Origin of the sequence: Thermoanaerobaculum aquaticum (genome assembly GCF_000687145.1) — a bacterium.
In the GTDB taxonomy this organism is placed as follows: Bacteria; Acidobacteriota; Thermoanaerobaculia; order Thermoanaerobaculales; family Thermoanaerobaculaceae; genus Thermoanaerobaculum; species Thermoanaerobaculum aquaticum.
Genome location: NZ_JMFG01000008.1, coordinates 195,958 through 222,400, shown reverse-complemented (window position 1 = coordinate 222,400; position 26,443 = coordinate 195,958). Strand labels below are relative to the sequence as shown.

The window sequence follows — 26,443 nt, the reverse complement described above, 5'->3', positions numbered from 1 at the left end:
GCGTCCAGCTTTGCTGGCGCGCGCGTGGGGGTTCGGGGGGCCAAGCCGGCCACGGGTGGGCGGGGGAGCGTGGCCGTGCCCCCCGCGACAGATGGTGGGCCGTGAGGGAATCGAACCCCCGACCGTCGGGTTAAAAGCCCGCTGCTCTGCCTGCTGAGCTAACGGCCCACGCCCGAAAGGCTACCTGAACGCGCCGAGTCGGTCAAGGTGACGGAAAGGGCTGGAACTCTTTCCTTTGCGGCGAAAAGGCCGTGTTTTTGACAGAATTGACGTGAGCCGGCTCGCCTGTACCACCACGGATCCCCTCACCAACCTGCTGTATCCGCATGGGCGCCCTTGGCAACGAACCAGTGCAGAAGGTGTCTGAACGTATGCACCCCGTGAGAGGTGTTCGCGGGGGCGGGCTAAAACGTGGCCCGTTAAAAGGTTAGTTCCACCGTAGTTGCGCAGCGCCACACTGTGGAAGGTGGTTCCAAACATCCAGCCCTAAAGACAAACTCCTGAGGTCCAACCCTTCCCAAAAGGACAGTAACAGGGGAAACCTTCAGCCGAGAGGTGGAAAGCTTTTCCGTTGCCGCCTCTACCGAATCGAAGTCCACAAAATGGGCTTGTCTTTTTTGGGCAACGAGAAAAAAACTGGAAGCGGCGACCTGTTGCGGTTTGCCCTCACGGACGGCTTGAAGCTTTTCCTCGTCGAGGATCATAACTTTGCAGTAAACGGCGACCCCGTCTTTGCCAGCTTCAAAAGCTTTGAGCTGCCAAGGTTCCACGAAAGCTGGCAGAACCACGACGCCGTTTTTCTCATCAAAGTCCGCTGCTACACCTTCTTCGTGACGGAAGCGAAAAGGTAGCATTTCCAGCTTGCCCGTGCTGTTCTCGAAAAGCTCGGCCAAAAAGAAAAGCCTTTCACCTGTAAAATGCAGCTCGTTTTCATAAGAAGCTGCTGCCACTGCCGTGATCACCAACCGCACCGGTGGCACCCCCGGCTTTTCGCGTACCGGCAACAGGCGCACGCTCCCTGGTTGGACGGTGAGGGGATCTTTCCTCCCTTTGTTGGCAAAAAGTTGCAAGCGATGTACCAGCTTGCCAGCGTCCACAGCAAGGGGTTGCACTTCCCCGGAGGGGATTTTGAGTCGAAAAGCCACAAGCTCCAGCTTTTCCACAGGCTCAAAAAGGGAGGCCTTGTACGAAGCGGTTGTGCGTTCCCCTCGGGGAGCGGAGCCTGGCATGGGAAACAGCCAAACTTCCAAACCTTCGGTGGTAAAAACGGAAGCAACGCCGGTGTAGACGGCTGGTGGTAGTTCGTAGCTTTTTAGGGCGTTGAGTTGCCAATCAAAACAAAAGAGCTCGTGGCGATCGGGTGGGATCACGGCGTAGGGGCAGGCATCGGCTTCTATGGCCAAAAGGTGCGCGTCTTCCCAACGACCCTTTTCGCCCCCGCCTTCCGAATCCACCTTCGTCCAAGACACCACCTGCCCCTCGCGGTTGAGGAAGGCCAGCATCACCCGGTTGGAAAGCCGAAACGGTGGCGGGCCTTCCCAGAGGGGCTTGCGAAAAGCACTGGGTGTGGGCGTTGGTCCCACCGGTTCCGTGTGCTGTTCATCAATGAGCGCCAAAGCGCGGGTTTGGCTCACGGGGATTACTTTTTCCAACCTGTAATCGCGTGTTCGCTCCGGAGTGAACTCTAGCTCCAAGCCTAACTGCAGTACTCTGCCAGCGGTGACTTCCACCCCAAACGCAGAGGCTGCTGCCAAAAGAAAGGAAAGGGCAAGGAAAGCTTTTCTCATACCTACCTCCCTGAGGTTTTACAAAAAGAAGGGGCGGGTCCAGCCGGAAAGGGACTGGACCCGCCCACAAGATCACGCGCAGTACATCTGCCAGCTGCCGTCGTCGAGCTTCACAACCCACATACTACACTGGCTGTGGGGTGTGGCGAAGCAGGCATAACCGCTGCCCCACAAAAGTCTGCATTCAGAGTCACGGAATTCATCCCTAATGGCAACCTTGGGCGAGGGTTTACTAGGTTGCTCTTCCTGAACCAAAGGCTGCAACGAGCAAGAACACGGAGTCGCCCACGACGGGGAAACTGAACTTTTTGGCAGAGCGGTGCGGTTCTCCGTTGCCCAGAGCGCAGCACCAGCCAACACCAACGCAAATGCTGGCAGAAGCGTCGAGATTTTTGCTTTCATTTGGTCCTTATCCTCCTTTCGTTTCTTCCCCGCTCCCGGGCGCGGGGCTTTTCCTGAATGAAGGTTGGCGCTTTTTTTTTTTTTTTGTCAAGCCCCATATATGCGTCCACCATTTTAGGTAGGCGGCGCGGTGGTGGATGGGCAAGAGCGGGAGGGTGTGGGCCGAGGGGAAGGGTTGCGGAACCCTTGCCCGGGTTCGCCTTAAACAATCCACCAACCCGCCGCCTTTGGCGTGGGAACGGCGGCTGCCTTGGCGAAAACCAGAAAAAGAGCCAGGCTCGGATGGTGGTAGGCTTCTACCTCCCACCGGTTCCGATCCTGGCTGATACTAATGAGTGAGAAAGACAGCTCTTATCAATTAGTGACCGGCGCGCCGGTCACGCCTTCGCCAGAGCCAGTAGGCCAATACCGCCACGGCAAGGGCTGAGAAGGACACGAGGTCGCGCCCCGGGGCCTCATGTTCTACCCAGAAAGCTCTCGAGAGGAAGGGTTTTTCGGCCGTCAAGAAGATCATCCCGAGCCCAAAGACCGCGGGCACCAAGAAGAACGGGAGCAACGTTCGATTTTGGCGCAAGTCAAAGTACCCGGCAACGGCAAGAAGGATAGCAAGGGCCACGGAGAATAGCGTGCGCTTCCACTGCCAGGTAGGGCTTGTGTCCCATGGGGCGAAAAGCAGGAGAGCTACCAGCGCCGGCGCAGAGAGAGCCACCGTTATTCGCTGGAGAAGCGGCCGACCAGCCAACCCGAAAAACGGGATCAACCCAAGCACGACCGCAAACACCATCAGCGAAACAGATACCGTCAAAGGCATTTCACCCCTCACACGAAAAGCATTATACGCTTCTTAGTTCGAGATATTGAGGCACGTCCGATGCTCGTTTATCCAGGCCCCAACAAACTCGTTGAAAACCACTGGAAAACCGAGGCAGCCGGCACCAAGCCTAAAGCACTCGTAGCCTGTTCCAATAAAAGCCAAGGCCCACGTAGCCGTCTTCGCCGTGGCCTTATTGCGCTGGTGGCCCGCGCCGAACAACAATTCGTCGACGCCCATTACCGGCCGGAAGCCACCTGTGGGGTCAGGCTCGACGAGGCCTAAATCCAACCCCAAACCCACAAGAGCTTGCCCGAGCGGGCCAAAAGTAACGGGCATGCTCGAGGCGGTTGCCGCCAGATCCCCGCTCAGTTGCGCCGATCCGTTTGGTGAGATAACCATCACAAATGGGGGTCCCGCGGTGGGCTCGAGAGAAACCACAGATTGGCCGCCCGAGCCAATCTCTATCCCTAGCAAGCCGTCCGGAAACACGATGGTGCCCTGCCCGGCTTGGTTCAGAACGCCCGAGATCGTGCCCGACGAAGAGGTCAACGAGTAAATCAGCCATTGCGCCCCGCTGTTGAGGTTTTCTGGAAGTAGACAGCGGGCGCTGGCCGATCCATTGGCGAGCTCGAACAGGGTGGTTGTTACGATTTCGTCACCCCCGGGCGGGAGAGCCACCGCTTGCGAGCTCGCAGCTAACGACAGCAAGATTGCCATGGCACAAATGAATACTTGAGTGAGTCTTTTCATTGCTTGTCCGCCTTTCTTTGCCCTGCTGCCGGCCGCGGGGTTTTTTGCTGAGTGGAGGTTGCCACTTTTTTTGTCAAGTCCCTGCATGAGTCCACCACCTTCTTTGGCACGCGGGGTGGTGCTGAAGGAGGAATGAGAGAGAGGTTTTTTGTCCGAGACGATGGTGGGGGCGGTAGGTGTTGGAGAAGACGAGCCGGTGGTTGAAGAGTGCCCCGCCGGTGAATGGCAGGTCCTCGTGGTCGTTAACGAAGGCGGCTTGCAGGGCGCCCTGGGTGTAGCTTGTGGCGCAGCTGGAGGGCGAGAGTCGGGGCAAATTCGCTGCCGGGGTCGATGAGGGTGAGGGGGTAGCCGCGAGACACGAGCGCACGCGCTGGGTGGCACCCGCGGCGAGGGGCTTAAGCGGCGCGGTGCGCACGCCCTTGGGCTTGCGTGGCGTGGCAGAGCGGCGCACCGCGCAAGGGTTTGGGGCGCCCAGGGGCTGTCGATGCGCGTGGGGAGCTGTGGCATCGGTTCAAGGCCGGATGCGGTAACCGATATGCTGTACGTGCATGCTGCTCCTTTCTCCCCAGTAGAGCCTGGCGTTCCGGCACCGGATGTTCGGAATGCCTACCAAAGGAGCTGAAGGTAGCCTGAGCCCGCTTTTCCCCTCCTAGGTCCTCTGGTTGGCGTGCTGGGTGATAATGGCGCGGATTTTGGGAGTCATGAGGGCAATAACCAGGGCAGCGAGGGCAGCGGCGGCGGCGTTAATGCCAAAAATGGCCGCCAAGGGTAGCTCCTCCCAAAACCCAGCCAACACGCCAGCGAGCTTGTTGCCCACGGAAGTGGCCAAGAACCACCCGCCCATCATGGCGGCTCCCACCCGCGCCGGTGCCAGCCTTGAAACCAAGGAAAGGCCCATGGGCGAGAGGCAAAGTTCGCCTACCGTGATGAGGACGTACGAGCTCACAAGCCACCAAGGGGAAGCTTTGGTGGTACCCCCGTTGTTTGTCAAAACCGCTGCCACCATCACCAGAGCAGAAATGGCGGTGATAAAGAGCCCCCAGGCAATTTTTGCGGGCGTGGAAGGCTCCTTCCCAAAGCGGCGCAGCCAGCCCCAAAAGCTTACGATAAGTGGGGTGAGCACGACTATGAAAAACGGGTTAATGGACTGGAAAAGCTCGGTGGAAATGAGCGTAACCTTAACCCCAGGTGCCGGTCGGTTTTCCGGCGGCACGTTGCGCCAGTAGGAGCCTTGAGCGTCGGGGTCCTTAATGGTTTCGCCAATGGTGGCGTCTTGGTCGAAGTACAGGGTTCGCAGCACCGGCGCCAAAACGCCCGCTTCCCTGCGGGTGTTTTCGTCGGCCCAGTAGGTCATGGTGGAGCCGTTTTGATGGAAGATCATCCAAAACACGATGACTACCAAGAAGATGGAAAGCAAGGCGCCAATTGGGCCTTTTTCGGCGGCGGGGGCGGTAAGGTAAAGCCGAATGTAGTAAACCACCGCTGGCACGACGCCTAAAGCAAAGGCAGTGGTGGAGGGTGAGCCAAGTTTGGGGCCCAACAGGAAGTAACCTACGGTGCCCAGCACTGCTGCAGGCAGGAAAATGTACAGGAGGATTTCCCGAAGCGCCCTGTCTTCCACCGGCCCCGCGGCACCACGGTCGGGAACGTGGGCCAGGTGTTTGCGGAAGGAAAGGAAGATGACCACCCCGATGAGCATCCCCACGCCGGCGGCGGCAAAGGCGGCGGGCCAGCCGAATCGGTTGCGCAGCAGGGCGGCCACAAAGTTGGAGGCAAAGGCGCCAATGTTAATGCCCATGTAAAAGATGTTGTAAGCCGAATCCCGCAAGGGTGAACCTTCTTCGTAAAGCTTGCCGACGATGGTGGAAATGTTGGGCTTGAAAAAGCCGTTCCCGGCCACCACCAAACCCAATCCCAAATAAAAGAGCTTGAGCCCCCCGAAGGCCACGCAAAAATACCCGGCGGCCATAAGCAAGCCACCCAAAACGATGCTTCGGCGGTAGCCCAGCACGCGATCGGCGAGAACGCCCCCGAAAAACGGCGTGAGGTACACCAGGGCCACGAAGGTACCGTAGGTTTCGGCGGCCCGCTCTCTGGGAAAAGCGAGACCCCCCATGACGGCATCCAGCATGTACAGCGAAAAGATGCCAATCATGAGGTAGTAGCCGAAGCGCTCCCACATTTCCGTAAAGAACAAGACCTTTAATCCGCTAGGATGACCTCGGAACATGTGCTCCTCCCCCTGTCATGCTGTGGGACTTTAGAAAAACCAGCGGCCGGCTGCAAGCACTGCCTAACCGAGCTCGGCAATCCAGCCGGAAAGCGGTGGGATGCGCCGGAGGATGGTTTCCTCCCTCCGAGGCCCGGTGGAGATGAGAACCACCGGCACCCCCATGAGCTCTTCCAACCGCCGAACGTAGGCTTGCGCCAAGGGGGGCAGCTTTTCGAACTCGGTGATCCCGGTGGTGTCGGTGTTCCAGCCCGGCAGCTCCTCGAAAACCGGCTGTACGGCGGCAAGCTCTTCCGCATCGTCGGGGAATTCGGTCACTTCGCAATCGCCAAGCCGGTAGGCCACAGCCACGGGGATGCGCTCCAGGCTATCCAAAACGTCCAGCTTGGTGAGGGCCACCGCCTCAATCCCGCTCCACCGTACCGCGGCCCTGGCCGCCACCGCATCGAACCAGCCGGTGCGCCGTGGCCGTCCGGTGGTGGTACCGAATTCGTTGCCCCGGCGACGGATGTGCTCGCCCAGGGCATCCTGGATTTCGGTGGGGAATGGCCCCGCACCCACCCGCGTGCAGTACGCTTTGAACACCCCAAGCACCCCGTCCAGCGCACGGGCAGGCAGACCCAAAGCCGGTGCGGCAAAGCCGGCGAGGCAGCCGGAGGAGGTGACGAAGGGGTAGGTGCCAAAGTCCAAGTCCAAAAGGGTTCCCTGCGCCCCTTCGAAAAGGATGGCCTCGCCTTTCTTCCAGGCAGCCGCCAGCAGGCTATCCACCGGCCGCAGGAAGGGCACGAGCTTTTCGGCGCTGGCCAGGGCTTGCTCCAGCTCTTCTTCTGTGGGTTGCTGGGCTTGGGGGTAGGTGGCCAGCTGGCGGGAAAGCTCGGCGGCCAAGGCGCTGGCCTTCTCCCGCAGGCGTTGGGGATCGCGGGCGAGACCGGCGCGCAAACCGGTGCGGGAGGCTCTGGTTTCGTAGGTGGGTCCGATGCCGCGCCCGGTGGTGCCGATTTTCCTGGCGCCTTTGGCTTCCTCCCGGGCCACATCGAGGGCCCGGTGGTGGGGAAGAACCAAGTGGGCCCGGGGGGAAAGGTGCAAGCGGTGCCGCACGGGGACACCCTGGGCCTCCAGGTTTTCCACTTCGGAAACCAAGCTCACCGGGTTCACCACCACCCCCGGCCCGATGTAGCACTGGCAGTTCTCATGGAGGATCCCGGAGGGGATAAGGTGCAGCGCAAAGTGGCGATCGGCAAAGCGCACGGTGTGGCCGGCGTTGTTGCCGCCGTTGAAACGAGCCACATGCCGAAACGCCGGGCAAAGCAAATCCACCACTTTGCCCTTGCCCTCGTCGCCCCACTGCCCTCCCACAACCACAACGTTGGCCATAACCACGTGCTCCTTTGGGGTGCTGGGTTCGCCTTGGCGGCTGGTCAGCCCTACCCCTTTCTAGCAGATTTTGGACGGAAGCTCAAACCGGCCTTTTCGACTAGAATGGCACCGAAGGAGGCGAATTATGGCATTGAACGGCGAAATGGAAAAAGCCCTCAACGAGCAGCTTTACGAGGAAATGGGGTCGTTTTACCTGTACCTGGCTATGGCGGCGGACTTTGCCGCCAAGCAGTTGCCGGGCATGGCCAAGTGGATGGAAGTGCAAGCCCAGGAAGAAATGGGCCATGCCATGAAGTTTTACCGCCACATCCTGGAGCGTGGGGGCAAGGTGTCGCTGAAGGCGCTGCCCCAACCGCAAGGGAGCTGGGATAGCCCCCTGGCAGCCTTTACCGCAGCTTTGGCTCACGAGCAGCACATCACCTCTCGCATTCATGCGCTGGTGGGTTTGGCCCGGCAGCTCAAGGATTACCCCACCGAAGCGTTTTTGCAGTGGTTTGTGACCGAGCAGGTGGAAGAGGAAGCGCAGCTGGAGCCCATCATCCACCGCCTCAAGCTGGTGGGTGACCATGCCCCGGCGCTCTTCATGCTGGACCGGGAGCTGGCCGCCCGGGAAGCGGAGGAGTAGGGGCGATCGGCTGGTCGCCCGATTTCGCGAGACCGGCACGCTGCAATTGCCATTGGCAAGTGGAACACAGCGACCGGCAGGTCGCCCGTTTTCCTGGGGGCGGTCGCCAGACCGCCCCTTTTTGCCGTTTCTACGGTGCGCTTACGGCGCCTCCACCACCCGAAAGCCCGCCAGGCCCTGGGGAGGTGTTTGGTCCTCAAAGCAGGTGGCACAGCCTCCCAAAAGCAAGGCTTTGTCACCCTCCCAAACCCACTCCGCAGCGTTGCCTTTGAGGTCGAAAAGCGCCATCCCCTCCGCCACCGAGGCCAGATCACCGGAGCCCACGGGTTTGAGCAGCACGGCGGGTCCTCCCGCCGGGGTAATGAGCTTGGCCAGCTCGGGGAGGTCGTCGAAGGCTGGGGGTTCCCCCAGCCACCGTTCCCAATTCACCGGCTGGCCCTGGCTCTTGTGCTGGAGCTTTTCCCATTCAGCCTTGGTGGGAAGGCGGAATTTGCGGCCGGTGAGCTGGGAGAGCTTGCGGCAGTACTCCTGGGCCTGTTCGGCGCTCACGCCCACCATGGGGAGGTTGCCTTCCGTCGGGGAAAACCGGAAACCGGGGTTGAGGGCGGCCCACTGAGCGCGGGTCACCTCAAAGGGGGCTACCTTGACGTTGCCCAAAGCGGGAACCGGCACCGTATGGGGAATGAGCTTGCCTTTGATCAAGGTGCCAAACCAACCGTTGACCTGAGGCTGGCGGGAGCGGGCCAAAAGCACGTCCAGGGGGCTTCCCTCCTTCCGCCAGGGGTTGTCCTGGGTGGGTTGGCCAAAGAGGTAGCGATCAAACCACGCCAGCTCCTCCTTGAGCTTGCGCAAACGGTGGGCAGGCTTAGCTAACGAATGGCCTTCTCCGGGGAACAGCACGAAGCGCACGGGGGCTTTGCCAATTTGCTGCAAAGCCCGGAAGTGCTGCCAGCCCTGTTCGGTGGGCACCGATGTGTCCTCGCTGCCGAAGAAGATCAGTGTTGGCGTTGTGACCTGGTGCAAGCGGAAAAGCGGGGATTTTTCAATATAGGTTTGCAGTTGCTCCCAGGGCGGACCGCCAAAGTAGGAGTTGTCGAAACGAACGCCAAAGGCGCAGTTGCCGTAGTCGGAAATCCAGTTGACGTCGCCGGCGCCCGGGGCGGCCGCCTTGAAGCGGTCGGTGGCCACCGTAAGCGCCACGGTGAGGATGGCCCCGTTGGACCAGCCCAAAACCCCTAAGCGATCAGGGTCCACCATCCCCTGGGCGATGAGGTGATCCACGCCCCTGAGGATATCGGGCACTTCCAGCTCGTAGTAATGCCCCTTGATGGACTCCACCCATTCCAGGCCGTAGTGCGAGCTGCCGTGGTAGTTGGGGAAGAGCACAAAGGCACCGCGCTGGGCGTAAAGCTGGGGGGCGTAGGCCCAGGAGGCTTCCCATTCCAGTTGGTCCACCCCCGCAGGTCCGCCGTGGATCATGACCACCAGGGGGTAGCGCTTCCCCGCCTGGTAGTTCAAGGGGTAGTAAAGGATGCCCTCCACCGTTTCGTCCCGGGCTCCCGTCCAGCGAATGACCTCGGCCCGCATGGTGGGCTTATCCGCAAGCTGAGGGTTGAGGTCCGTGAGTTGATCGGTGCGCACCAGCTTGCCGTCGCGGGTCTCCAGACGCCACCACTGGGGGGGCTGCTGCGGGGTGGAGTGCAAAACCGCCAGGTGCTGGCGGTCCTGGCCTACGGCCAAAGCCTGCACGTGCTCGGCCAAAGGCTCCTGCCGGTGAAACCCGTCCGTGGTTTCCTGCACAAAAGCCAGCAGGTTACGGGTACCGTCCGCCAGGAGCACCCAAAAGCCCTGGGGCGCCACCGCGTAAGCCCAGGGGGAGGAAAGCCCCCGCGGCCAGTCCAGGGGAACCTCGCTCACCTGCTGGGTTTCCAGGTTCAGGACGTAGAGCTTTTCAACCCCTGCCCCTTCCCACTGGGGGTCTGAGGAAAAGGTCTCGGTAAACGCCAGAAAGCGCGAATCCGGCGTGAAACGAAAAGCGGTAGGGGTGGCCCGGCGGTCCGCCAGGATGCGGTGGGTCGTCCCCGTTTGCAAATCCAAAAGGTACGCCTCGGGTTTGCGGCGGGCATCGGCCTCGAAGGACGGGCTCACGTTGATTTGGTAGGCCACCCACCGCCCGTTGCGGCTCACCGCCAGGGAGGTGATGGGCGAGGTGTTGGTAGTGAGGCGCTGCACCTTGCCGGTGGCAAGTTCCACTTGGAACAAACGAATCCGCTCCTGACGCTCCTCGTCCTCCACCACCTGTGCCTCGTCCTTAGCCTTTTCCCGTTGCCGGTCCAGGGCGTCGGGGGCGTCCTCGGCGAGGAAGAGCACCCTTTGGTTGTCGCGGAACGCGAAAGCTTTAACACCTTTAGCTTGGCGGGTCAGCGGGTACGGCTCTCCGCCTTCCACCGGCAGCAGCCAGACCTGCTGTCCTTTGGCCTCGGGCCCTTCCTTGGGCAAGGGGCGGTCGGAAAGAAAGGCCACCAGTTTGCCGTCGGGGGAAACCTGGGGCCCGCGATCGCTAACGGTTCCCCGGGTAAGCTGTCGGCGTTCCCCTCCCAGCTCCGTCAGCCAAAGGTGGTGAAGTTCGCGGTTTTCTTTGAGACTTACGGTGGTCTTTACCCAAAGCGCTCGGCCGTCGGGGAGAAACGTAAGGTCCTGGGCCCTTTCTTGGGTCACTATGTCCTCTTCCGACCACACCCCCTCATGGGCCGGCACCAGCTCTCCCCCGAGGGCAAAAAGCAAACCGAAAAGAATGAGGCGCTTCATCGAAACCTCCCCCCGTGTACCATAGCAGGGGTTGCTGCGAACCCAATGGCACGGGTCTTGCTTAACGCTGACGGATGGGAGGACGAGCCGTGAGACGCGCATGGGTTTTCTTGCTTGGGCTTTTCCCTTGGGTAGCCGGGGCGCAGGAGTCGCTACCCAAGTTCATCAGCGAGGTGACGGTGAACAACGTCACCGTGGACGTGGTGGTGAAAGACGCCCAGGGACTCCCGGTTAACGGGCTGCAAGCCAAAGACTTCCGCCTTTGGGAGGACGATCAGGAGCAAACCATCACCAACTTCCTGGCGGTGGAGGGTGGGCAGGTGAGCCAGGCCAAGGACCCCTCCCTGGTGGGGCAGCCCATGCCCCGGCTGGTGGTTTTGTTCTTTGACCTTTACCTCATGACCGAAACTGACAAACGCACGGTGGTGAACACCGTCCAGGACATGCTGGAGGGCGGTCTGCCCCCCGGGCAGGAGGTGGCCATCGTGAGCTTTGACGGCACCCTGCGGGTGCACACCGAGCCCACCGCTTCCAGCGAGCGTTTGCTGCGGGCGCTTAAGGAGGTGTTGCGGCTTTCGGCCACCGGTCTGCAGCGGCAAATTCGCCTTTCGGCCTTTGATGTGCGGGATGTGCCGGCGCGGGAAACCTGGTCCACCTACCAGTACCGGCGGGCACAGAACCAGGAGTACTGGTTTGAAATGCGGCAAATGGTTTCCCGTTTGGAAAGGGCGTTTTCCGCAGCGCTGCAACGCTACGCCAAGGTGCCCGCTCGGAAGATTGCGGTGCTTGTCTCGCCGGGTTTCCCCCGGGCGGAAAACGTCCCCATTTACCGGGATTACGACTTTTGGCAGGACACGCCCCCGGAATACCGGCACGCCGGGCTTCTGGGAAAAACCGCCCTGCAGGCCGCCGAGGCGGAGTACACCCTGTACACCCTTGACCCTTCGGGCACCCAGCTCACCACCGCCGATGCTTCCCAGCGCTCCTCGCCGCTAGAAAGCGGGGATGTGGGTAACGCCGCCTTTTGGCGGGAAGCGGACCGCAAGGACACCCTCATTCAAGCGGCGCGCCTCACCGGCGGTGAGGCCATCTTTTCCACCGATGCCGGCGCTGCCTTGGCGGACGTGGAGCGCATTACCGCCACCTATTACTCCTTGGCCTTCCAGCCACCCCACGCCGGCGATGGCAAGCGCCACACCATCCGCGTGGAGGTGGTGGGGCATCCGGAGTACCAGCTCACCTACCGCCGGGAGTACGTGGACCGGCCAATAGCTGAGCGGGACGCCGACCGCATCCGCGCTGGCCTACTGTTAGGCGAGCAAAGCAACGATTTGGGCTTGGTTTTGGTGCTGGACAAGCCCACCTCCAAGCTCCGGGTGGGGGCCAGGGGCATGCGGGTGTACCGCATGGGTGCGGAGCTCCGGATTCCTTATGCGAAGCTCACGCTGCTGCCGCGAGGAAACACCCACTGGGGGCAGGTGCAGGTGGTGATTTTGGTGGTGGATGCGGCGGGAAACCAGTCGGAGCTCGCCCATCAGCTGGTCCCGCTGGAGCTTCCCAACAATCAAGTGGAGGACGCGCGGCGGCGGGGCTACTTCGCCTACCGCTTTACCCTGGAGCTGGAAGGCGGCGAGCAGTCGCTGCGGGTGGCGGTGGAGGACACCCTGGCGAAAGCCACCTCCACGGTGATGGCGGCCCTGAAGCTCTAGCGTGCAGCAGGCTGCGGGCTTGTCGGCACCGCGGCTCTTGCGCCTCAGAGGGAAACACAAAGGCTGGGGCTGTTAAACTGCAAGCGGAGGGGAAACGTGCGGACACGAGTGCAGTGGTGGTTGTTGCTCTCCCTGGCTTTGGCCTGGCCTTCCTTTGGGCAGGATGTGCCCCCGGCGCAAAAACCCCCGGAGCAGCAGGTGGGGGGCTTGCGGTTTTTCGACGTTACCGAAATCACCATCGTCAACGTGGACGTGTCGGTGCGGGACAAGAACGGGCCGGTTTTGGGCCTTACGAAGGACGATTTTCTCGTTTTCCAAGATGGCAAGCCTCAAGACATCACGAACTTTGCGGTGTATACCCGCAAGGTGGAAAGGCGGGAGCCCGCGCCAACACCCACACCTACCCCTGCGCCAACGGCTGTCCCCACGCCTACTGCAGCCCCGGAAGAAGCTCCTCCCAAACGGGAGCCGCGTTTCCTGACGCTTTACGTGGACAACGAAAACATCCACCCCATAAACCGCAACCGGGTGATCACCAGGCTGGTGGAGTTTGTCAACGAGAACCTGCACGCGCCGGACCAGGTGATGGTGGCTTCCTTTCAAAAGAGCCTTAAGATCCTTCAACCGTTCACCTCTGACCCGCAGGAGGTGGCCGACGCCTTGCGGGGGCTGCGCAAGTACACCGGTGGCCGCTCGGATATGATGTCCACGCGCAAGGACATCGAGGACTTCATCCACCAGAACGCCAACAACCCCGATACCCTGGAGCGGGCTATGGGGCGGGCCCGGGCGTTTGCCCGGGAACAGCGCAACACCTTGATTTTCTCGGTGCGGGCCCTGCAGGACATCATGACCATGATGGCGGGGCTCCCTGGCAAAAAGGCCATCATTTACGTGTCCGATGGGCTCCCCATGTCTCCCGGCTTGGAGCTCTTTTACGAAATTCAGGAAAGCTACCGGGAAACGGGAGCCGTTTCCCAGTCCCGGGAGTTCGATGCCACCGAGATGTTTCGCAGCTTGGTGAATACCGCCGCCGCGGCCAACATCACGTTGTACACCGTGGACGCGCGGGGCCTGGAGTCGGAGCTGGGAATTGAAGCGGAAAACCGCGCCCCCCGGTCAACCCTAGCGGCGTCCATTGCTCGCTCCAACTACCAGGATTCGCTGGTGTACATGGCCGAGCAAACCGGCGGCATTGCCATTGTGAACACCAACGACGTGGGACCGGGGCTGGAGAAAATTGCCACCGATTTTGAAACCTACTACTCGCTGGGGTACAGGCTGATCCCTACCGGTGAGGACCGCATTCACCGCATCGAGGTGAAGGTCAAAAACCACCCCGAGTACCAGCTTTCCTACCGCCGGACCTTCATCGAAAAATCACTGCCTACGCGTATTGCCGATCGGGTCATCACGGGGTTGGCGTTCGATTTGGACGACAACCCCCTGGACATCGAGCTGCGCACCGGGGAGCCAGCCCCGGCCTCGGATCGCTACTGGACGCTGCCGGTGGAAATCCGCGTGCCCATTCGCAAGCTGGCGCTGGTGCCTTCGGGTGACGACTTTGTGGGCTCCATGATGGTGTACTACGCGGCCCGGGACGATGAGGGCAAGCAGTCGGACCTGCAGCGGCGCCAACACGACGTCAGGATCCCCAAAGCGGAGTACGAAGCTGCCCAGGATAAGTACTTCACGGTAACGGCCTCGCTGCTTCTGGAGCCGGGCACCTACCGCATTAGCGTGGGGGTGCGCGACGTGCTCACCAACCAGGCGGGCTTTGCCGCGGTGCGAAGGGCCGTGCATCCGGAGCTTAAGTGATGGGGCTTACTTCGGTATTCGCGGTTTGGGGCTAGGCTAGCACTATGACTTCGCTTCTCTTAGTTTTGGCGCTGGCCGCACCGCCTCCCACCCCAGGTCCCCTGCAGCGAGTGGGCGAGGCTTTAGATAGCGCCGCCTCCAAAGTCGGCCAAACCCTGGAAGAGGCGCTTCTGGAGGCCAAAGTGAAGGTGGCGCTCCTGGAGCACCTCAAGAAGGAAGCCTTGAAGGTGGAGGTGGAGGCTTCCGGCACTACCGTGACGTTAGAAGGGGTGGTTTCCAGCCGCGGGTACCAGTCCTTAGCGGAAGAGGTGGCGCGGTCGGTCTCGGGTGTGACCAAAGTCGAAAACCGCGTTCGGGTAGCTGAAGCTCCTGGCGGAGGCCCGGTAAGCCGGGCAGCCCGCATGGTGGAGCAGGAAACCGCCGATGCGCTTCTGGAAGCCAAGATCAAAGCTAAGCTGTTGGAGGTCATGGGGGTTGCCGCCTTCCAGGTGGAAGTGGAAGCCGCCGAGGGGGTGGTGAGCCTCTCGGGAACCGTGAAGGAAAAGGAGCAAAAAACCTTGGCCGAAAAAACCGCCAAAGCTGTCCCCGGCGCGGTGGAGGTCCATAACCTCTTGCGTGTGGCTAACTAGCCCGGGAAGCTCTTTCCATGGGGCTCCTGGGCTCGGCCTTAGACGACGCAGGCTCTTTCCCTCCACCGCCTCTCAGGCCCAAACTTTAGGGCTGTTATTGCCGCGAGCCAGCTCCTGACGCCCAAGTCAAAACGCATTCTTCTCAAAAGGCCGCAAACTTGCTCGCTACCAGCGCGGAGGGTGGCAGCCCAGAGGTACTGCGCAGTGCGCCAGTTTTCTCGAGTCCGGAAGGTAAAAAATCCGTACCCGTGTTTGGGTCCAGCCGGCGATGGGAAGTTGGGTTTTTGCGACGGCACTGGCATAATGCGGCAACGGGAGGTTTCTATGGATATCAGCCTGGAGCCTGATTTTTTGCGGGTTACGGAAATGGCGGCCATTGCTGCGGCCCGCACCATGGGTCGGGGGGATCGCAAGCACTCGGACAAGGTGGCGGTGGAGGCCATGCGCAAAGAGCTCGACAACTTGACCATCAACGGCACGGTGGTCATCGGCGAAGGCGAGAGGGACAAGGCTCCCATGCTGTACACCGGTGAAAAGGTCGGGCGGGACAAGGAAGGCAAGCTGGGCATGCCGGAAATTGACATTGCCGTGGACCCTCTGGAGGGCACCAACCTCTGCGCCACCGGAGCCGCCAACGCCATTTCGGTGTTGGCGGCTGCCTCCAAGGGTGGCCTTTTGTACGCTCCCGACATTTACATGCAAAAGATCGTAGTGGGGCCCACGGCCCGCGGCTGCATTGACATTGACGCGCCGGTGAAGGACAACCTGCAGCGCATTGCCAAGGCGTACGACCGGGATGTGGAGGACCTGGTGGTGGTGGTGCTGGACCGCCCCCGGCATGAAAAGCTCATCGCCGACATCCGGGCGGCCGGTGCCCGCATCAAGCTCATCGGTGATGGCGATCTTTCCGCGGGTCTTGCCGCCGCGATTCGCGGTACCGGCGTGCACGTGGTGATGGGGATTGGCGGCGCCCCGGAGGGGGTCTTGACCGCTGCAGCGCTGCGCTGTCTCAACGGGGAAATGCAAGGGCGGCTGGTGGTTTTGGAGGACTGGCACCGGCGCCGGCTGGAGGAGGTTGGCATCAGCGATGTGGACCACGTGTACACCGAAAAGGAGCTGGCCTCCGGTGATGACGTGGTGTTTGTGGCCTCGGGCGTCACCAAAGGCGATCTCCTGGAGGGCGTGCGCTTTTTCGGTGGGGGCGTGCGGGTTTCTTCGGTGCTGATGTCACTGGCCTCCAAGACCATCCGCTTTGTGGACACCGTGTACATGGAGGAAGACGGGCATTTGGAGGTGCTGCGCTAGTGCTGGCCGCAACCCTGCTGGCCACGGCTTTTGCCGGGGTTATCCCGGTTCCTGATTCCGTCAAGCGCTTTCCCGATGCCTCCTATTGGCCCGGGGTGGGGGCCCAGCGGGATGGGAACATGCTGGCGGCCATCAGGAAGGAAGCGGGGGAAGAGCTGCTCACCCGCGGGCCGGGACCCAGTCAGATCTTGGCGCGCTTTGAAAAGGGCGCGCTGACCCCGGACCAGCGGGTTTCTGTTCTGCTTTCCGCCTGTTACTACCACGATCCGCAACTGCTGCCCCTGTACCTCTGGGCTTTTGAAAAGGGCAACGTCAAGGACAAGCTGGCTGCGGTGGTGGGGTTTTACCAGCTCATCGGGCTTTTGCCCCCAGCGCCTTCGGCGGTCCCCGCCACGGGCCCTCACTGGCAGCAGCTTGCCGCTCGCACCAAAGAGCTCATGGCGGCTACCCGGGAGCAACCGCTGGTAGCCCTGTGGGTGAACTCTTACCTGGAAGCTTCCGGGCTTCCCCACCGTTCGGGGTTCACGTTCAAAGCCAAACCCGAGGAGTGTCTGGAGGCCGTTGCGCGCCTGGCCCAGCCGGAGGACCTCTCGTACCTGGTGGCGCTTTGGCCCCTGACCACCCGCTTTGAACACCGCTCCAAGTTGGTGAGGGTGTTTGAGGCCATCACGCTGTCTCAGGTGGTGCCGGTGGTGCAAGGGGAACGGGCCCCCACCGGCCCTTGGATCATGGAAACCGCCATCAACTCCGTAGACGCTTTTGTTTCCAACCTCTGCCGCACTCCCGACGGCTGGGGGCTTTTCCTCCACAACGCCGCTTCCTTGGCCAATGGGGATCTCCGCACGGGCCTTTTGAAGGTTTTGCGCCAAAGCTACGCGCCGGTGTGGCCGCTGGCGGCGGCACAGCTGCAGGGCTACGGCGCTCCCGCGGCCATCTTCAACCGCACCTGGCCTGATCACCCGGACAACAAGGCCGCCCGGGAGCGGGTGCTGGAGGTTTTTCGGGATAAGCGCCGCTAGGCTACAATCGGCCGGCAAGGGAGGAAACCATGGACCGTCCGTTGGCACATTTGCAACCTTCGTTGGTGTGGCAGCACTTTGAGGAAATCCTTAAGATTCCTCGGCCTTCCAAACACGAGGAAAGGATCCGCGAACACGTCAAGCGTTGGGCCCAGTCGAAGGGCTTTGCAGTGCGGGAGGATGCTGCCGGCAACCTGGTGGTGAAGGTGCCGGCTACTCCCGGGCATGAAAGCGCTCCTACCGTGGTTCTCCAGGGTCACCTGGACATGGTGGCGGAGAAAAACTCCGATGTGACCTTTGACTTCTTTAAGGATGCCATCCAACCGCGGATTGTGGGCGATTACGTGTACGCCACCGGCACCACCCTGGGTGCGGACAACGGCATTGGGGTAGCGGCAGCCATGGCCATTGCCGAGGACCCCGAGGCAGTGCACGGGCCGCTGGAGCTTTTGTTCACGGTGGACGAGGAAACCGGTCTCACCGGCGCCGCCAAGCTCGATCCCGGCCTGGTTACCGGTAAAACGCTGTTAAACCTGGACACCGAAGAAGACGGGGCCTTTTACATTGGTTGCGCCGGCGGTGCCGATGCCCATTCGGTTTTCACCGTACAGTGGGAGCCCGTACCGGCCGGGCACGTGGCGTTGGGGGTGCGGGTGCGCGGCCTCAAGGGTGGCCATTCCGGTGTGGACATTCACGAAAACCGCGGTAACGCCCTGAAGTTCCTGGCAAGGGTTGTGGCCGCGGCCCGCAAGGCCAGCGCTGAGCTTCGTATTGCCGCCGTTTCCGGTGGTAGCAAGCACAACGCCATCCCCCGCGAAGCCGATGCGGTCATCACGCTTCCTGCTGCCGATGCCGCGAAAGCGCGCCAGGCCATGGAGGAAGCGGCAGCCGTTCTGAAAGAGGAGTACGGCGAAATTGATCCCGGGCAACGGGTGGAAATTGGGGAAGCCGCGGCTAGCCAGGTCTTCTCTGCTGGCGACAGCAACCGCATCCTGGACGCGCTCTTGGCCTGCCCCCATGGGGTGTTGGCCATGAGCCGGGCGGTGCCGGGCCTGGTGGAAACCTCCAACAACCTGGCGGTGGTCACCACCGAGGGGTCCCAGGTGAAGGTGGTGACCTCCAGCAGGTCCTCGGTGATGCCTTCGTTGCGGGCCACCCTCCAGCAGGTGGAGGCGGTCTTCAAGCTGGCAGGCGCCGCGGTAGAGGTGCACGACGGCTACCCCGGGTGGAAACCCAACCCCAACTCCCCGGTGCTCCAGTTGGCCAGGGAGGTGTTCCAGCGGGAGTTTGGCCGGGAGCCGGAAGTGAAGGCCATCCATGCGGGCTTGGAGTGCGGGCTCATTGGTGAGAAGTTCCCCGGAATGGACATGCTCTCGCTGGGACCGCAAATCGAATCCCCGCACTCCCCCGACGAGCGCGTGAAGATCCCCACGGTGGCCAACTTCTACCGCTTGCTCAAGGCCATCCTGGCGGCCATGGCCTAAAGCCCACCGGTTGGGGAGGGACCCATGGAAAAAGGTGCAGCCATTGTCACCGGCGGAGGTACGGGTTTGGGCTTGGCTATCAGCCGGGAGCTGGGAAGGCGGGGCTATCCGGTGGTTATTGCCAGCCGCAAGCAGGAGCATCTGGACGCCGCTGCCCGCACACTCACCGGCGAAGGCATCCAGGTTCTCACTGCGGTTTGCGATGTGCGGGACCGGGAGCAAGTGAAAGCGGCGGTAGATGCTGCTGAAAACCGCTTTGGCCGCGTTGCGCTTTTGGTCAACAACGCCGCTGGCAACTTTGTGGTGAAAGCCGAGGAGCTTTCCCCCAAGGGCTGGGAAGCGGTGCGGGGCATCGTTTTGGACGGCACCTGGCATTTCTCCCAGGAGGTGGGCAAGCGCTGGATTGCTCAGGGGCAGCCTGGTTCCATCCTCAACATCATTGCCACCTACGCCTGGACCGGCGCGGCAGGAGTGGTGCACTCCGTTTCCGCCAAAGCCGGAGTGCTCGCCATGACCCGCAGTTTGGCCATGGAGTGGGGAAAATTCGGCATTCGCGTCAACGCCCTGGCTCCCGGCATCATGGTCACCGAGGACGCGGCCAAAAACCTGGGCTATGCCGACCCGGCGGTGCAAGCGCTGCTGGCCAAAAAGGTGCCCTTGCGTCGCCTTGCCAGCACCGAGGAGGTGGCGTTTCTCGCCTGCGATTTGGTGACCGACCGGCACCCCTACGTCACCGGCGACTGCTGGACCGTTGACGGCGGTTTGTGGCTGGAAGGCTTCCCCAACCTCCGCCGTTTCGTGGACGGTGAGCTAGGAGAGTAACCCGGCTCCGCAAGTGGGGCCGCCGCTCCTGCGGCGGCTTCTTACGCTTCCTGCAAAACCCGCGACGGAGCGCGGGTCCCACATTTTTTTGTGGGGCCGGCGCCCCTGCGCCGGCGAAATACGACAAAGCGTAAGTGTGAGACTACGTTTTGAACTTCGCCAGCATGCGGGGGAGCGTCACCAAGGCCGCTACTTGCGCAATGAGGGTGAAAACTACCAAGGGCCAGATACCTTGCGCGTATAGCGCGCTTAGAGCCAGGCTTCCCAGAAACCAGGCGGCGCCGTAAACCCCGTGGAACACGCCAAAGGCGGTCCCCCGGCGCCCGGAAGGCACGGCGTGAGCAATGGCAGCCTTGAATGTGGTTTCCTGGAGCCCCATAGCTGCTCCCCACAAGCCCACCCCTACAACCGCGGCCCAGGGCTTAAAGGAAAACGCCAAAAGCGCCACAGGAGCGGCCAGCACCGGGGCTAAGCCCAAGCCGCGCAAACCCACGCGGTCAAAAAGCCAGCCCGCCGGGAGCGCCAAAACCCCATCCACCAGCATGGCCAAGGCGAAAAGCAGGGGAATGACCGGGGTTTCCAGCACTTTGTGGGTTTCCAGGTGATAAGCGATGAGCTGAAAGTGGGCAAAACCCGCCACGTGCAAGGCCACGAACAGCAAAAGCCAGCGGAAGCCCGAAGGGAGGGAGTGCGGTCCATCCCCGGTTTGTGCGGGGATGGCAACATCCGTAGGGGCCTGGTTCCACAGGAGGCGGGAAGCAAAAAGGGTGGCCAGCGCCGCCAGGGCTGGGGCAGCCAGCAGCAAAAACGCCGCGGGAAAGCCCCAACCTTTGGCCAACACCGCAGCTACCGCTAAGGGTCCGGCCACCGCCCCAATTTGGTCCAAAAGCTCATGAAGGCCAAAGCCTTTGCCGTGGCCCATGACCGCGGTGGCGCGGGAAAGCAGGGCGTCGCGGGCTGGCGTGCGGATGGCCTTGCCAAACCGTTCCGCCACCAGCAAAGCCACGGCCCACTCCCAGCGGTGGGTGAAGGCCAAAAGCGGGACCGCAGCGAGGTTTATGGAATAGCCCAAAAACGTGAAGGTCCAGTAGCTGCGGGTGCGATCCGCCAGCCAACCGCTGGCCAGGCGCAAAGCGTAGCCCACGAACTCCCCAAAGCCGGAAGCAAAGCCCACCGCTAAGGCAGAAGCTCCCAGGACCGCCAAATAGGGTCCCGTGATGCCCCGGGCCCCTTCGTAAGTGAGGTCGGCGAAGAGGCTCACCAACCCCATGAGGCTCACAAAGCCAAGGGCCAGGCGGGCTTTCATTTTCGTTCCGACGAGGCCGTGTTGTTGGCCGCTTTTTCAAGGGCTTTCTTGAGAAAGGCTTCGGTTTTCCTCTTTCCCGAGTACCCCTGTTGCCGCGCTAATTCCTGGTCGTTGCTGTCGGCCACCACCAGCGTAGGGAAACCCCTCACCCCGTAACGGCCGAAAAGCTCAGCGACAGCCTTTTCGCTCCGGCGTTCATCGGCCACCTTCACCGGCAGGAAGTGTTCGTTAATAAAGGCCGCGGTCTTCTCGTCGGCAAATACCTCTTTGGCCTGCTGTCGGCAGGGAGTGCACCACCTGGCGGTAAAGTCGTAAAGCAAGGGCTTGGATGGGTTTGCAGGTACCTGATCGGGGGTTAGCCACTGGACTTTTTCGGGAATTTCCGGGCCCTTTTCCGCTTCCAAGGGCACTGACGACTCGGGGAAAACCACCCGCAAGACCAGAAGCACAGCGGCCAGTCCCAAAAGGAACCAAGGGGTTTGCGACTGTTTCGGGTTAGTCGCGACCATAGCCCAGCTCCCGACGGTTGAAGTACCAAAACGCTGCGCCTAGCACCAGGGCGACGTTGCTGGCATAGCGAAGCAACGCTCGCCAATCCGAATCGGAAAATGCCCAATCGAAAATTCTGACTTCATTCAAAACTTGCTTGGCGAGGAAAAACCCGGCCTCCTGCAACCACCCAAGCTCCAAGAGCTTCCCCAGTCCCGCCGGTAGCATAGGAAAGATGATAAGAAGTAAAAGCAAGCCCAAATCGGAATACCCCGGAGCCGTAGTGGAAAGTGCCAAAATTAGCACGATCCACCAAGTACCCAGGAGTAAAAGCGAAAAAAGCCGCGCAGAGCTCGTGGCCACTTCTAGCGACCCGCCCAATAACGCTACCGCACCGATGGTTGCAAACCAGCTAGCAAAGACCACTAGGAAAAACGCTAGCCACGTGCCGGAAAGCCGAGAAAACAGGTAGCACGAGCGGCTCAAAGGCCGCGCTAAAAGTAGATGCAGGCTGCCGTTTTCCATTTCTCTGCCCACCACACCGGCAGCCAAGGCCCAACTCAAAATGGGAACAAAAAAGGGAAGCTGCTCGGGGGTGAGATCGTCCTTTTCAAAAATGCTCGTCACCAGGGGCAAAACGAAGGTGCCCAGGGCCACGAAAAGCGGAACGGGCCGAAAAAGCCTTTGGCGGAAGGTGTGCAAAACCAGGGGCCAGTTCATGCTTCCTCCACGAAGAGCTTTTCCAGTTGCGCCGGCGCCGGTTGCAGGGCTAAAACCGGCACGCCGGCGGAAACCAAAGCGGGGGCCAGTGCGGGGATCTGGCTTTTGAGCAGCCGCACCGTCACTTCCCCGTCGCGCCCGGGGAAGACCTCCACCCCCAGCTTTTGCAGGGCCTCCAAAGCTGCGGGCAAGGCTTGCGGGTCGGTTTTGATGAGGTAGCGGGTGTGCTCCGGCTCGCGCAGGGCCTCCACCCGCTCTAGCTTGCCGGCTTTGATAAACGCCACCCGGTCGCAAACCCGCTCCACCTCGGCCAGCTGGTGGGAGTTCAACACCACCGTGGCACCCCGGGCCTTGGCTTGCAGGATGACCTCCCGCACCAGCATGACCCCCTGGGGGTCCATCCCCGAGGCAGGTTCGTCCAGGAACAGGATGGCCGGCTCGCCCAAAAGGGCCTGGGCCATACCCACCCGCTGGCGCATGCCCCGGGAGTAGGTGCGCAGCCGGCGTTTCAAATCGCTTTCCCCAAGCCCAAAGCGCTGGGCAAGCTCAAAGACGCGGTCTTTTGCTTGCGGCTCGGGCAACCCCAAAAGCCTGGCGTGGAGCAGCAAAAAGGCCTCGCCGGTGAGCTCCGGGGCGTACCCCACCCGCTCGGGGAGGTAGCCGGTTTGCCGGCGCACCGCTAAAGCGTCGGGAGGGAGGCCAGCCACCGTGATGTGCCCCTCATCCGGCTTCAAAAAGCCCAAAAGACATGAAAGCAACGTGGTTTTGCCGGCGCCGTTGGGGCCAATGAGGCCAAAAACCTCGCCCTGCTGCACCTCAAAGCTCACGCTCGAAAGCGCCTGCACCGGGCGCCGGCGGCCAAACCGCTTGCTTACCGCTTCCACCCGGACGAGGGGATGGTCTGGGTTGGCGCTCATGGCTTTCGCTTCTCCTTGTTTGCTTTTTTGAACTCCCGCAATCCATCCAGCAGCACCTGGTAAATGAGCTGCTGCATCCCGGGGCCATAGCCCGAGGTGCGTACCAGTGGCACGCCCTGCACGTCGGTGATCACCAGCGTTGGGAAGGAGTTGATCCCGTAAAGCTGCTTCAGCTTGTCCACGAGCTCCGGGTTGTGGCCGTCTTCCCGCCGCCGATCCCAGACCCTGACCGTCACAAACTTCTCGCTGATGAACTTGGCCAGGTGCTTGTCGCGGAAGACCTCTTTGTCGAGCAGCTGGCAGGGCCGGCACCAGCTGGCGGTGAAGTCAAAGAGGATCGGTTTTTGCTGGGGCGGCAGAGCCTTCAGCTCCTCCGGCGTGAGCCAGCGGATGAGCTCCGCATCTTCCGAAGCCGCCGAGGCCGGGGCAGGAACGCCGGCTGTGACGGCCAGAAATACCGCAAAAAAAGCAAAACAGGCGGCCATGAGGTCTTTTTCGCTGGTTGCCATTGAGGGCCTCCAACGGCTTGACATTTTACCCGGCAAAAGGGCAAGGGCTAAACCGCGGCCGGTGCCTGGGGAACGCCGGTAAACCGCTTGTTTGGCAAGCTGAAAAGCTCGTGCGCCAGGGTGTTGTCAGCGCGGTTGCCGGAAATAAGCATGGTGAGCTCGTCGGGGGTGATGGGCGGGTTTGTCAGGATCGCCGCGGCAAGGCGCACCCCAAAGCGAGCAAGCCCCAGCGGAACCCGCAGGAAAATCCGTTTCTTGCCCAGGGACCTGGCCACCCGCCGGAGGACCTCCAGGTAGCTCAAAACCTCCGGGCCCCCCAGCTCGATGATCTGGTGCACCGCTTCGGGCTTTTCCAGGCTTTCCACGAACGCCTGGACAACCTCCTCTACGGCCACGGGCTGAAGCGGGTAGGAGCCATCCCCAAACACGGGAACGATGGGGAAGCGACCCACCACCTGCGCCAGGGTGGTGGTGAACCCATCGCCGGGGCCAAAGATCACCGAGGGCCGGAAGATGGTCCACGCAAGGCTTGATGCCCGCACCAGCTCTTCCGCCTCTGCTTTGGTGCGGTGGTAGGGCGTGAGGCCATCGAGCTTTGCTCCCGCTGCCGACATGTGAAGGTAGCGTTGGATGCCCAAATTACGGCACACTTCCAACACCCGGGCGGTGGCCTCCACGTGCGCCCGACGGAACGTCACGCCCGATTTGGGGTTTTCTCGGATGATCCCCACCAGGTGGATAGCGGCGGTACAGCCCTCCGCCCACCGTTCCCAGCCGGGAGAAGAAACATCGGCGGCCACGCGCACGAGGCCTTCCTGGGGTGGGGCTTGTGGAAGCCTGCGGGCAAGGGCCACCACCTGATACCCCCGGGCTAGCAGCTCCTTCACCACCGCTTTCCCCACAAAGCCCGTAGCGCCCGTAACTAAAACCTTTTGGGCTGCCGGTGCCGGGGCAAAAAGCTCCGGTTCCGGTTGCTTTTTGCGGGTGCGGCGGGGCTTCTCACCGGTCGGCATGGTCGTCACCGCCGTGGATGGTAGCATGCGGTATGCGGCGAGCGTTGCTTGCAGACTTGCATTTGGGGCAGGTGGCGGGCGACTACCAAAGGTTTGCCGCGCTTTTAGTGGAACTGCCGCACCGAAAGGTGGGAGAGCTGGTGCTTGCCGGCGATGTGTTCCGCACGCTGGTGGGCCTGCCGCGTTTTTGGTCGCCTTCCGTCCGCGAGGCCCTGGGGCTTTTCGCCCAGCTGCGCCAACGTGGGGTGCGGGTGGTTTGGGTGGAGGGCAACCGCGACTTCTTCTTGCACACCGAAGCCATGGACCCCTATCGCGATCGGTTTGTGCCGTCCTACGGGTTTGCCGCCGGGGGGCGCCGTTTTTTGGTCGAACACGGCGACCTCATCAACCGCCAGGACCGCCAGTACCGCCTCTGGCGGACGATTTCGAAAAGCCACCTGGCTTTTTGGGGCGCCCGCCTGATCCCCAAGGTGGTGGCCCAGAGCATCGTCACCAGAACCGAGCAAGCCCTAGCCAAAACCAACTTCAGCTACCGCCGCGTGTTGCCGGAGCAAGACCTGGTGCGGGAAGCGAGGCAGCATTTTGCTTGCGGGGTGGATGTGGTGTTCTGGGGGCATTTCCACCGCTTTTGGTCCTTTGCGGAAGGGGAAAAACAAGCCTACGTGCTACCGGCCTGGCAGGAGGAGGGCACTGTGGTTTATATTGAGGACGATGGCTCCTTTTCCTGGGCAGGCGGTGGTGGCCAATTTGTTGACAACGGCAAACCTTTTTGCTACCAAGGGCAAGAAATGGCGAGGTGAGTATGGGCAGAAAGATCCTTTTAGCTGATGACAGCGTCACCATCCAAAAAGTGGTGGAGCTCACTTTTGCCGAGACCGACTTTGAGGTGGTTGCTGTGGGCTCGGGCACCGAGCTGTTGGAAAGGCTTCCCCAGGAGCGCCCGGACCTGGTGCTCTGCGATGTGGTGATGCCCGACATTTCCGGCTATGAGATTTGCCAAAAGCTCAAGAGCGACCCGGCAACCCTGCACATTCCGGTAGTGCTGCTCACCGGCACCTTCGAGCCCTTTGACCGCGACCGGGCCCTGGCGGCGGGTTGCGATGCCATCGTCACCAAGCCCTTCGAAGCCCGGGCCCTCATTGCCACCGTGGAGGAGCTCACCGCCCGTGCCGCCCAGGCCCCGGCGCCCCCTTCCGAAGAGGAAATCATGGGGGTGGGTGTGCCCGAGGGCGTGCCGGCTCTGGATTTCACCACCACCGGTTTCGACCGCATGGTGCCTCCTCCCGAGAAACCGCCGGAAATCCCGGAGCACGGTTTGGAGCTCACCGCTTCCAGCATGCAAAGCGCCGTCACCCCGCCGCCTCCGCCGCCCCCCGAGCTGGCCACGCCGCCGGCTGGAGCCTTCGCGCCCACACCGACACCGGCGAGCATGGCTCCGGAAGCTCCCTGGGAGGAGCCGGCGCAAACCTTAGCGGAAACACCCATTGCTCCTGTGCCACCAGCGGAAGCCGAAGCTCCGCCCTTTGGTTTTCACGAAGAACCCCCCGTTGCACCCGCGGCCGCAAGCTTTACACCGGCCACCCCGCCGGAAGAGGAAGTGGAAACCGTGCCCCCTGGGGGTTTCCCCGCGCCGGTCGGTGCAGCGGAAGCTGCTTCCGCCGTAGCCGAAGCGGATTTCGACGGGCTGGTGCAAAGGGTGGTGGCGGAGGTGCTCAAGCAGCTTCCCGCCGGCACGGCACCGGCGGTGGGTGAGCTTTCCGAGGCCGATGTGGAGCGGGTGGCGCGCAAGGTCCTGGAGCTGGCCACCCCCATCCTGGAACGGGTGGCCTGGGAGGTCATCCCCGATATGGCGGAAATGCTGGTGCGCCAGCGGATCGCCGAGCTGGAAGCAGCCGCCGAGGAAAGCTAAC

General features: G+C 61.9%; 21 protein-coding genes and 1 tRNA gene. 10 read left to right on the top strand and 12 right to left on the bottom strand.

The window, feature by feature from the left end; all coding sequences use genetic code 11:
• Positions 1 to 92 precede the first annotated feature (92 nt).
• The 5 genes from EG19_RS04215 to EG19_RS04190 all read right to left on the bottom strand — a co-directional run bounded on the left by EG19_RS04215 (position 93) and on the right by EG19_RS04190 (position 7,357).
• A tRNA-Lys gene (locus EG19_RS04215) sits at positions 93 to 168 on the bottom strand.
• A gap of 251 nt (positions 169 to 419) precedes the next feature.
• Positions 420 to 1,787 (bottom strand): hypothetical protein, encoded by a 1,368-nt coding sequence (locus EG19_RS04210; protein ID WP_038047791.1) that lies wholly within the window; start codon positions 1,785 to 1,787, stop codon positions 420 to 422.
• Positions 1,788 to 3,033: 1,246 nt separating this feature from the next.
• On the bottom strand, positions 3,034 to 3,840 hold the full coding sequence (locus EG19_RS04200) for a hypothetical protein (protein ID WP_152543904.1): 807 nt from the start codon (positions 3,838 to 3,840) through the stop codon (positions 3,034 to 3,036).
• Positions 3,841 to 4,402: 562 nt separating this feature from the next.
• A complete protein-coding gene (locus tag EG19_RS04195) occupies positions 4,403 to 5,983 on the bottom strand; it encodes a peptide MFS transporter (RefSeq protein ID WP_038047785.1) in 1,581 nt (526 codons plus the stop codon).
• 63 nt (positions 5,984 to 6,046) lie between these two features.
• The gene (locus EG19_RS04190) at positions 6,047 to 7,357 is read right to left on the bottom strand and encodes an adenylosuccinate synthase (protein ID WP_038047783.1); all 1,311 of its coding nucleotides are present in this window, start codon (positions 7,355 to 7,357) and stop codon (positions 6,047 to 6,049) included.
• 127 nt (positions 7,358 to 7,484) lie between these two features.
• On the opposite strand from EG19_RS04190, the gene EG19_RS04185 reads away from it, so the two are divergent.
• Positions 7,485 to 7,985 (top strand): ferritin, encoded by a 501-nt coding sequence (locus EG19_RS04185; protein WP_200867115.1) that lies wholly within the window; start codon positions 7,485 to 7,487, stop codon positions 7,983 to 7,985.
• 141 nt (positions 7,986 to 8,126) lie between these two features.
• On the opposite strand, the gene EG19_RS04180 is transcribed toward EG19_RS04185, so the two are convergent.
• Positions 8,127 to 10,793: a prolyl oligopeptidase family serine peptidase gene (locus EG19_RS04180; RefSeq protein WP_053334865.1), complete on the bottom strand. Its 2,667-nt coding sequence runs from the start codon at positions 10,791 to 10,793 to the stop codon at positions 8,127 to 8,129.
• Between the two features lie 89 nt (positions 10,794 to 10,882).
• Here EG19_RS04180 and EG19_RS04175 point away from each other — a divergent pair, with 89 nt between their 5' ends.
• The 7 genes from EG19_RS04175 (at position 10,883) to EG19_RS04145 (ending at position 19,579) form a co-directional block, all read left to right on the top strand.
• Positions 10,883 to 12,502, top strand: coding sequence for a VWA domain-containing protein (locus tag EG19_RS04175; protein WP_038047780.1), 1,620 nt, complete (start codon positions 10,883 to 10,885; stop codon positions 12,500 to 12,502).
• Between the two features lie 96 nt (positions 12,503 to 12,598).
• On the top strand, positions 12,599 to 14,320 hold the full coding sequence (locus tag EG19_RS04170; RefSeq protein ID WP_161685361.1) for a VWA domain-containing protein: 1,722 nt from the start codon (positions 12,599 to 12,601) through the stop codon (positions 14,318 to 14,320).
• A gap of 44 nt (positions 14,321 to 14,364) precedes the next feature.
• Positions 14,365 to 14,949, top strand: a complete 585-nt coding sequence (locus tag EG19_RS04165; RefSeq protein WP_038047775.1) for a BON domain-containing protein — start codon at positions 14,365 to 14,367, stop codon at positions 14,947 to 14,949.
• 324 nt (positions 14,950 to 15,273) lie between these two features.
• Positions 15,274 to 16,254, top strand: a complete 981-nt coding sequence (gene glpX / locus EG19_RS04160; protein ID WP_038047772.1) for a class II fructose-bisphosphatase — start codon at positions 15,274 to 15,276, stop codon at positions 16,252 to 16,254.
• The gene (locus EG19_RS04155) at positions 16,254 to 17,273 is read left to right on the top strand and encodes a hypothetical protein (protein ID WP_038047770.1); all 1,020 of its coding nucleotides are present in this window, start codon (positions 16,254 to 16,256) and stop codon (positions 17,271 to 17,273) included. Before glpX ends, EG19_RS04155 begins: the two co-directional genes overlap by 1 nt.
• Before the next feature lie 29 nt (positions 17,274 to 17,302).
• The gene (locus EG19_RS04150; RefSeq protein WP_038047767.1) at positions 17,303 to 18,757 is read left to right on the top strand and encodes an aminoacyl-histidine dipeptidase; all 1,455 of its coding nucleotides are present in this window, start codon (positions 17,303 to 17,305) and stop codon (positions 18,755 to 18,757) included.
• 24 nt (positions 18,758 to 18,781) lie between these two features.
• Positions 18,782 to 19,579 (top strand): SDR family oxidoreductase, encoded by a 798-nt coding sequence (locus EG19_RS04145; RefSeq protein WP_053334864.1) that lies wholly within the window; start codon positions 18,782 to 18,784, stop codon positions 19,577 to 19,579.
• A gap of 142 nt (positions 19,580 to 19,721) precedes the next feature.
• On the opposite strand, the gene EG19_RS04140 is transcribed toward EG19_RS04145, so the two are convergent.
• Genes EG19_RS04140 through EG19_RS04115 form a run of 6 tightly spaced genes read right to left on the bottom strand, consistent with a single transcriptional unit; the run spans position 19,722 to position 24,533 of the window.
• Positions 19,722 to 20,885, bottom strand: a complete 1,164-nt coding sequence (locus tag EG19_RS04140; protein ID WP_038047765.1) for an MFS transporter — start codon at positions 20,883 to 20,885, stop codon at positions 19,722 to 19,724.
• Positions 20,882 to 21,394 carry a thioredoxin family protein gene (locus EG19_RS04135; RefSeq protein ID WP_081799896.1) on the bottom strand — a complete coding sequence of 171 codons (513 nt, stop codon included), beginning with the start codon at positions 21,392 to 21,394 and terminating at the stop codon, positions 20,882 to 20,884. The genes EG19_RS04140 and EG19_RS04135 overlap by 4 nt, the downstream gene beginning before the upstream one ends.
• Positions 21,381 to 22,094: an ABC transporter permease gene (locus EG19_RS04130; RefSeq protein WP_038047761.1), complete on the bottom strand. Its 714-nt coding sequence runs from the start codon at positions 22,092 to 22,094 to the stop codon at positions 21,381 to 21,383. Before EG19_RS04130 ends, EG19_RS04135 begins: the two co-directional genes overlap by 14 nt.
• Positions 22,091 to 23,011: an ABC transporter ATP-binding protein gene (locus tag EG19_RS04125; protein ID WP_053334863.1), complete on the bottom strand. Its 921-nt coding sequence runs from the start codon at positions 23,009 to 23,011 to the stop codon at positions 22,091 to 22,093. Before EG19_RS04125 ends, EG19_RS04130 begins: the two co-directional genes overlap by 4 nt.
• A complete protein-coding gene (locus EG19_RS04120) occupies positions 23,008 to 23,520 on the bottom strand; it encodes a thioredoxin family protein (RefSeq protein ID WP_038047759.1) in 513 nt (170 codons plus the stop codon). The genes EG19_RS04125 and EG19_RS04120 overlap by 4 nt, the downstream gene beginning before the upstream one ends.
• Positions 23,521 to 23,567: 47 nt before the next feature.
• Positions 23,568 to 24,533 (bottom strand): complex I NDUFA9 subunit family protein, encoded by a 966-nt coding sequence (locus EG19_RS04115; RefSeq protein ID WP_053334862.1) that lies wholly within the window; start codon positions 24,531 to 24,533, stop codon positions 23,568 to 23,570.
• Between the two features lie 32 nt (positions 24,534 to 24,565).
• Between EG19_RS04115 and EG19_RS04110 the strand changes: the two genes are divergently transcribed.
• Entirely contained in the window at positions 24,566 to 25,333 is a 768-nt protein-coding gene (locus EG19_RS04110) for a UDP-2,3-diacylglucosamine diphosphatase (RefSeq protein WP_038047757.1), read from the top strand.
• A gap of 2 nt (positions 25,334 to 25,335) precedes the next feature.
• Entirely contained in the window at positions 25,336 to 26,442 is a 1,107-nt protein-coding gene (locus EG19_RS04105) for a response regulator (RefSeq protein WP_038047755.1), read from the top strand.
• Position 26,443 lies beyond the last annotated feature (1 nt).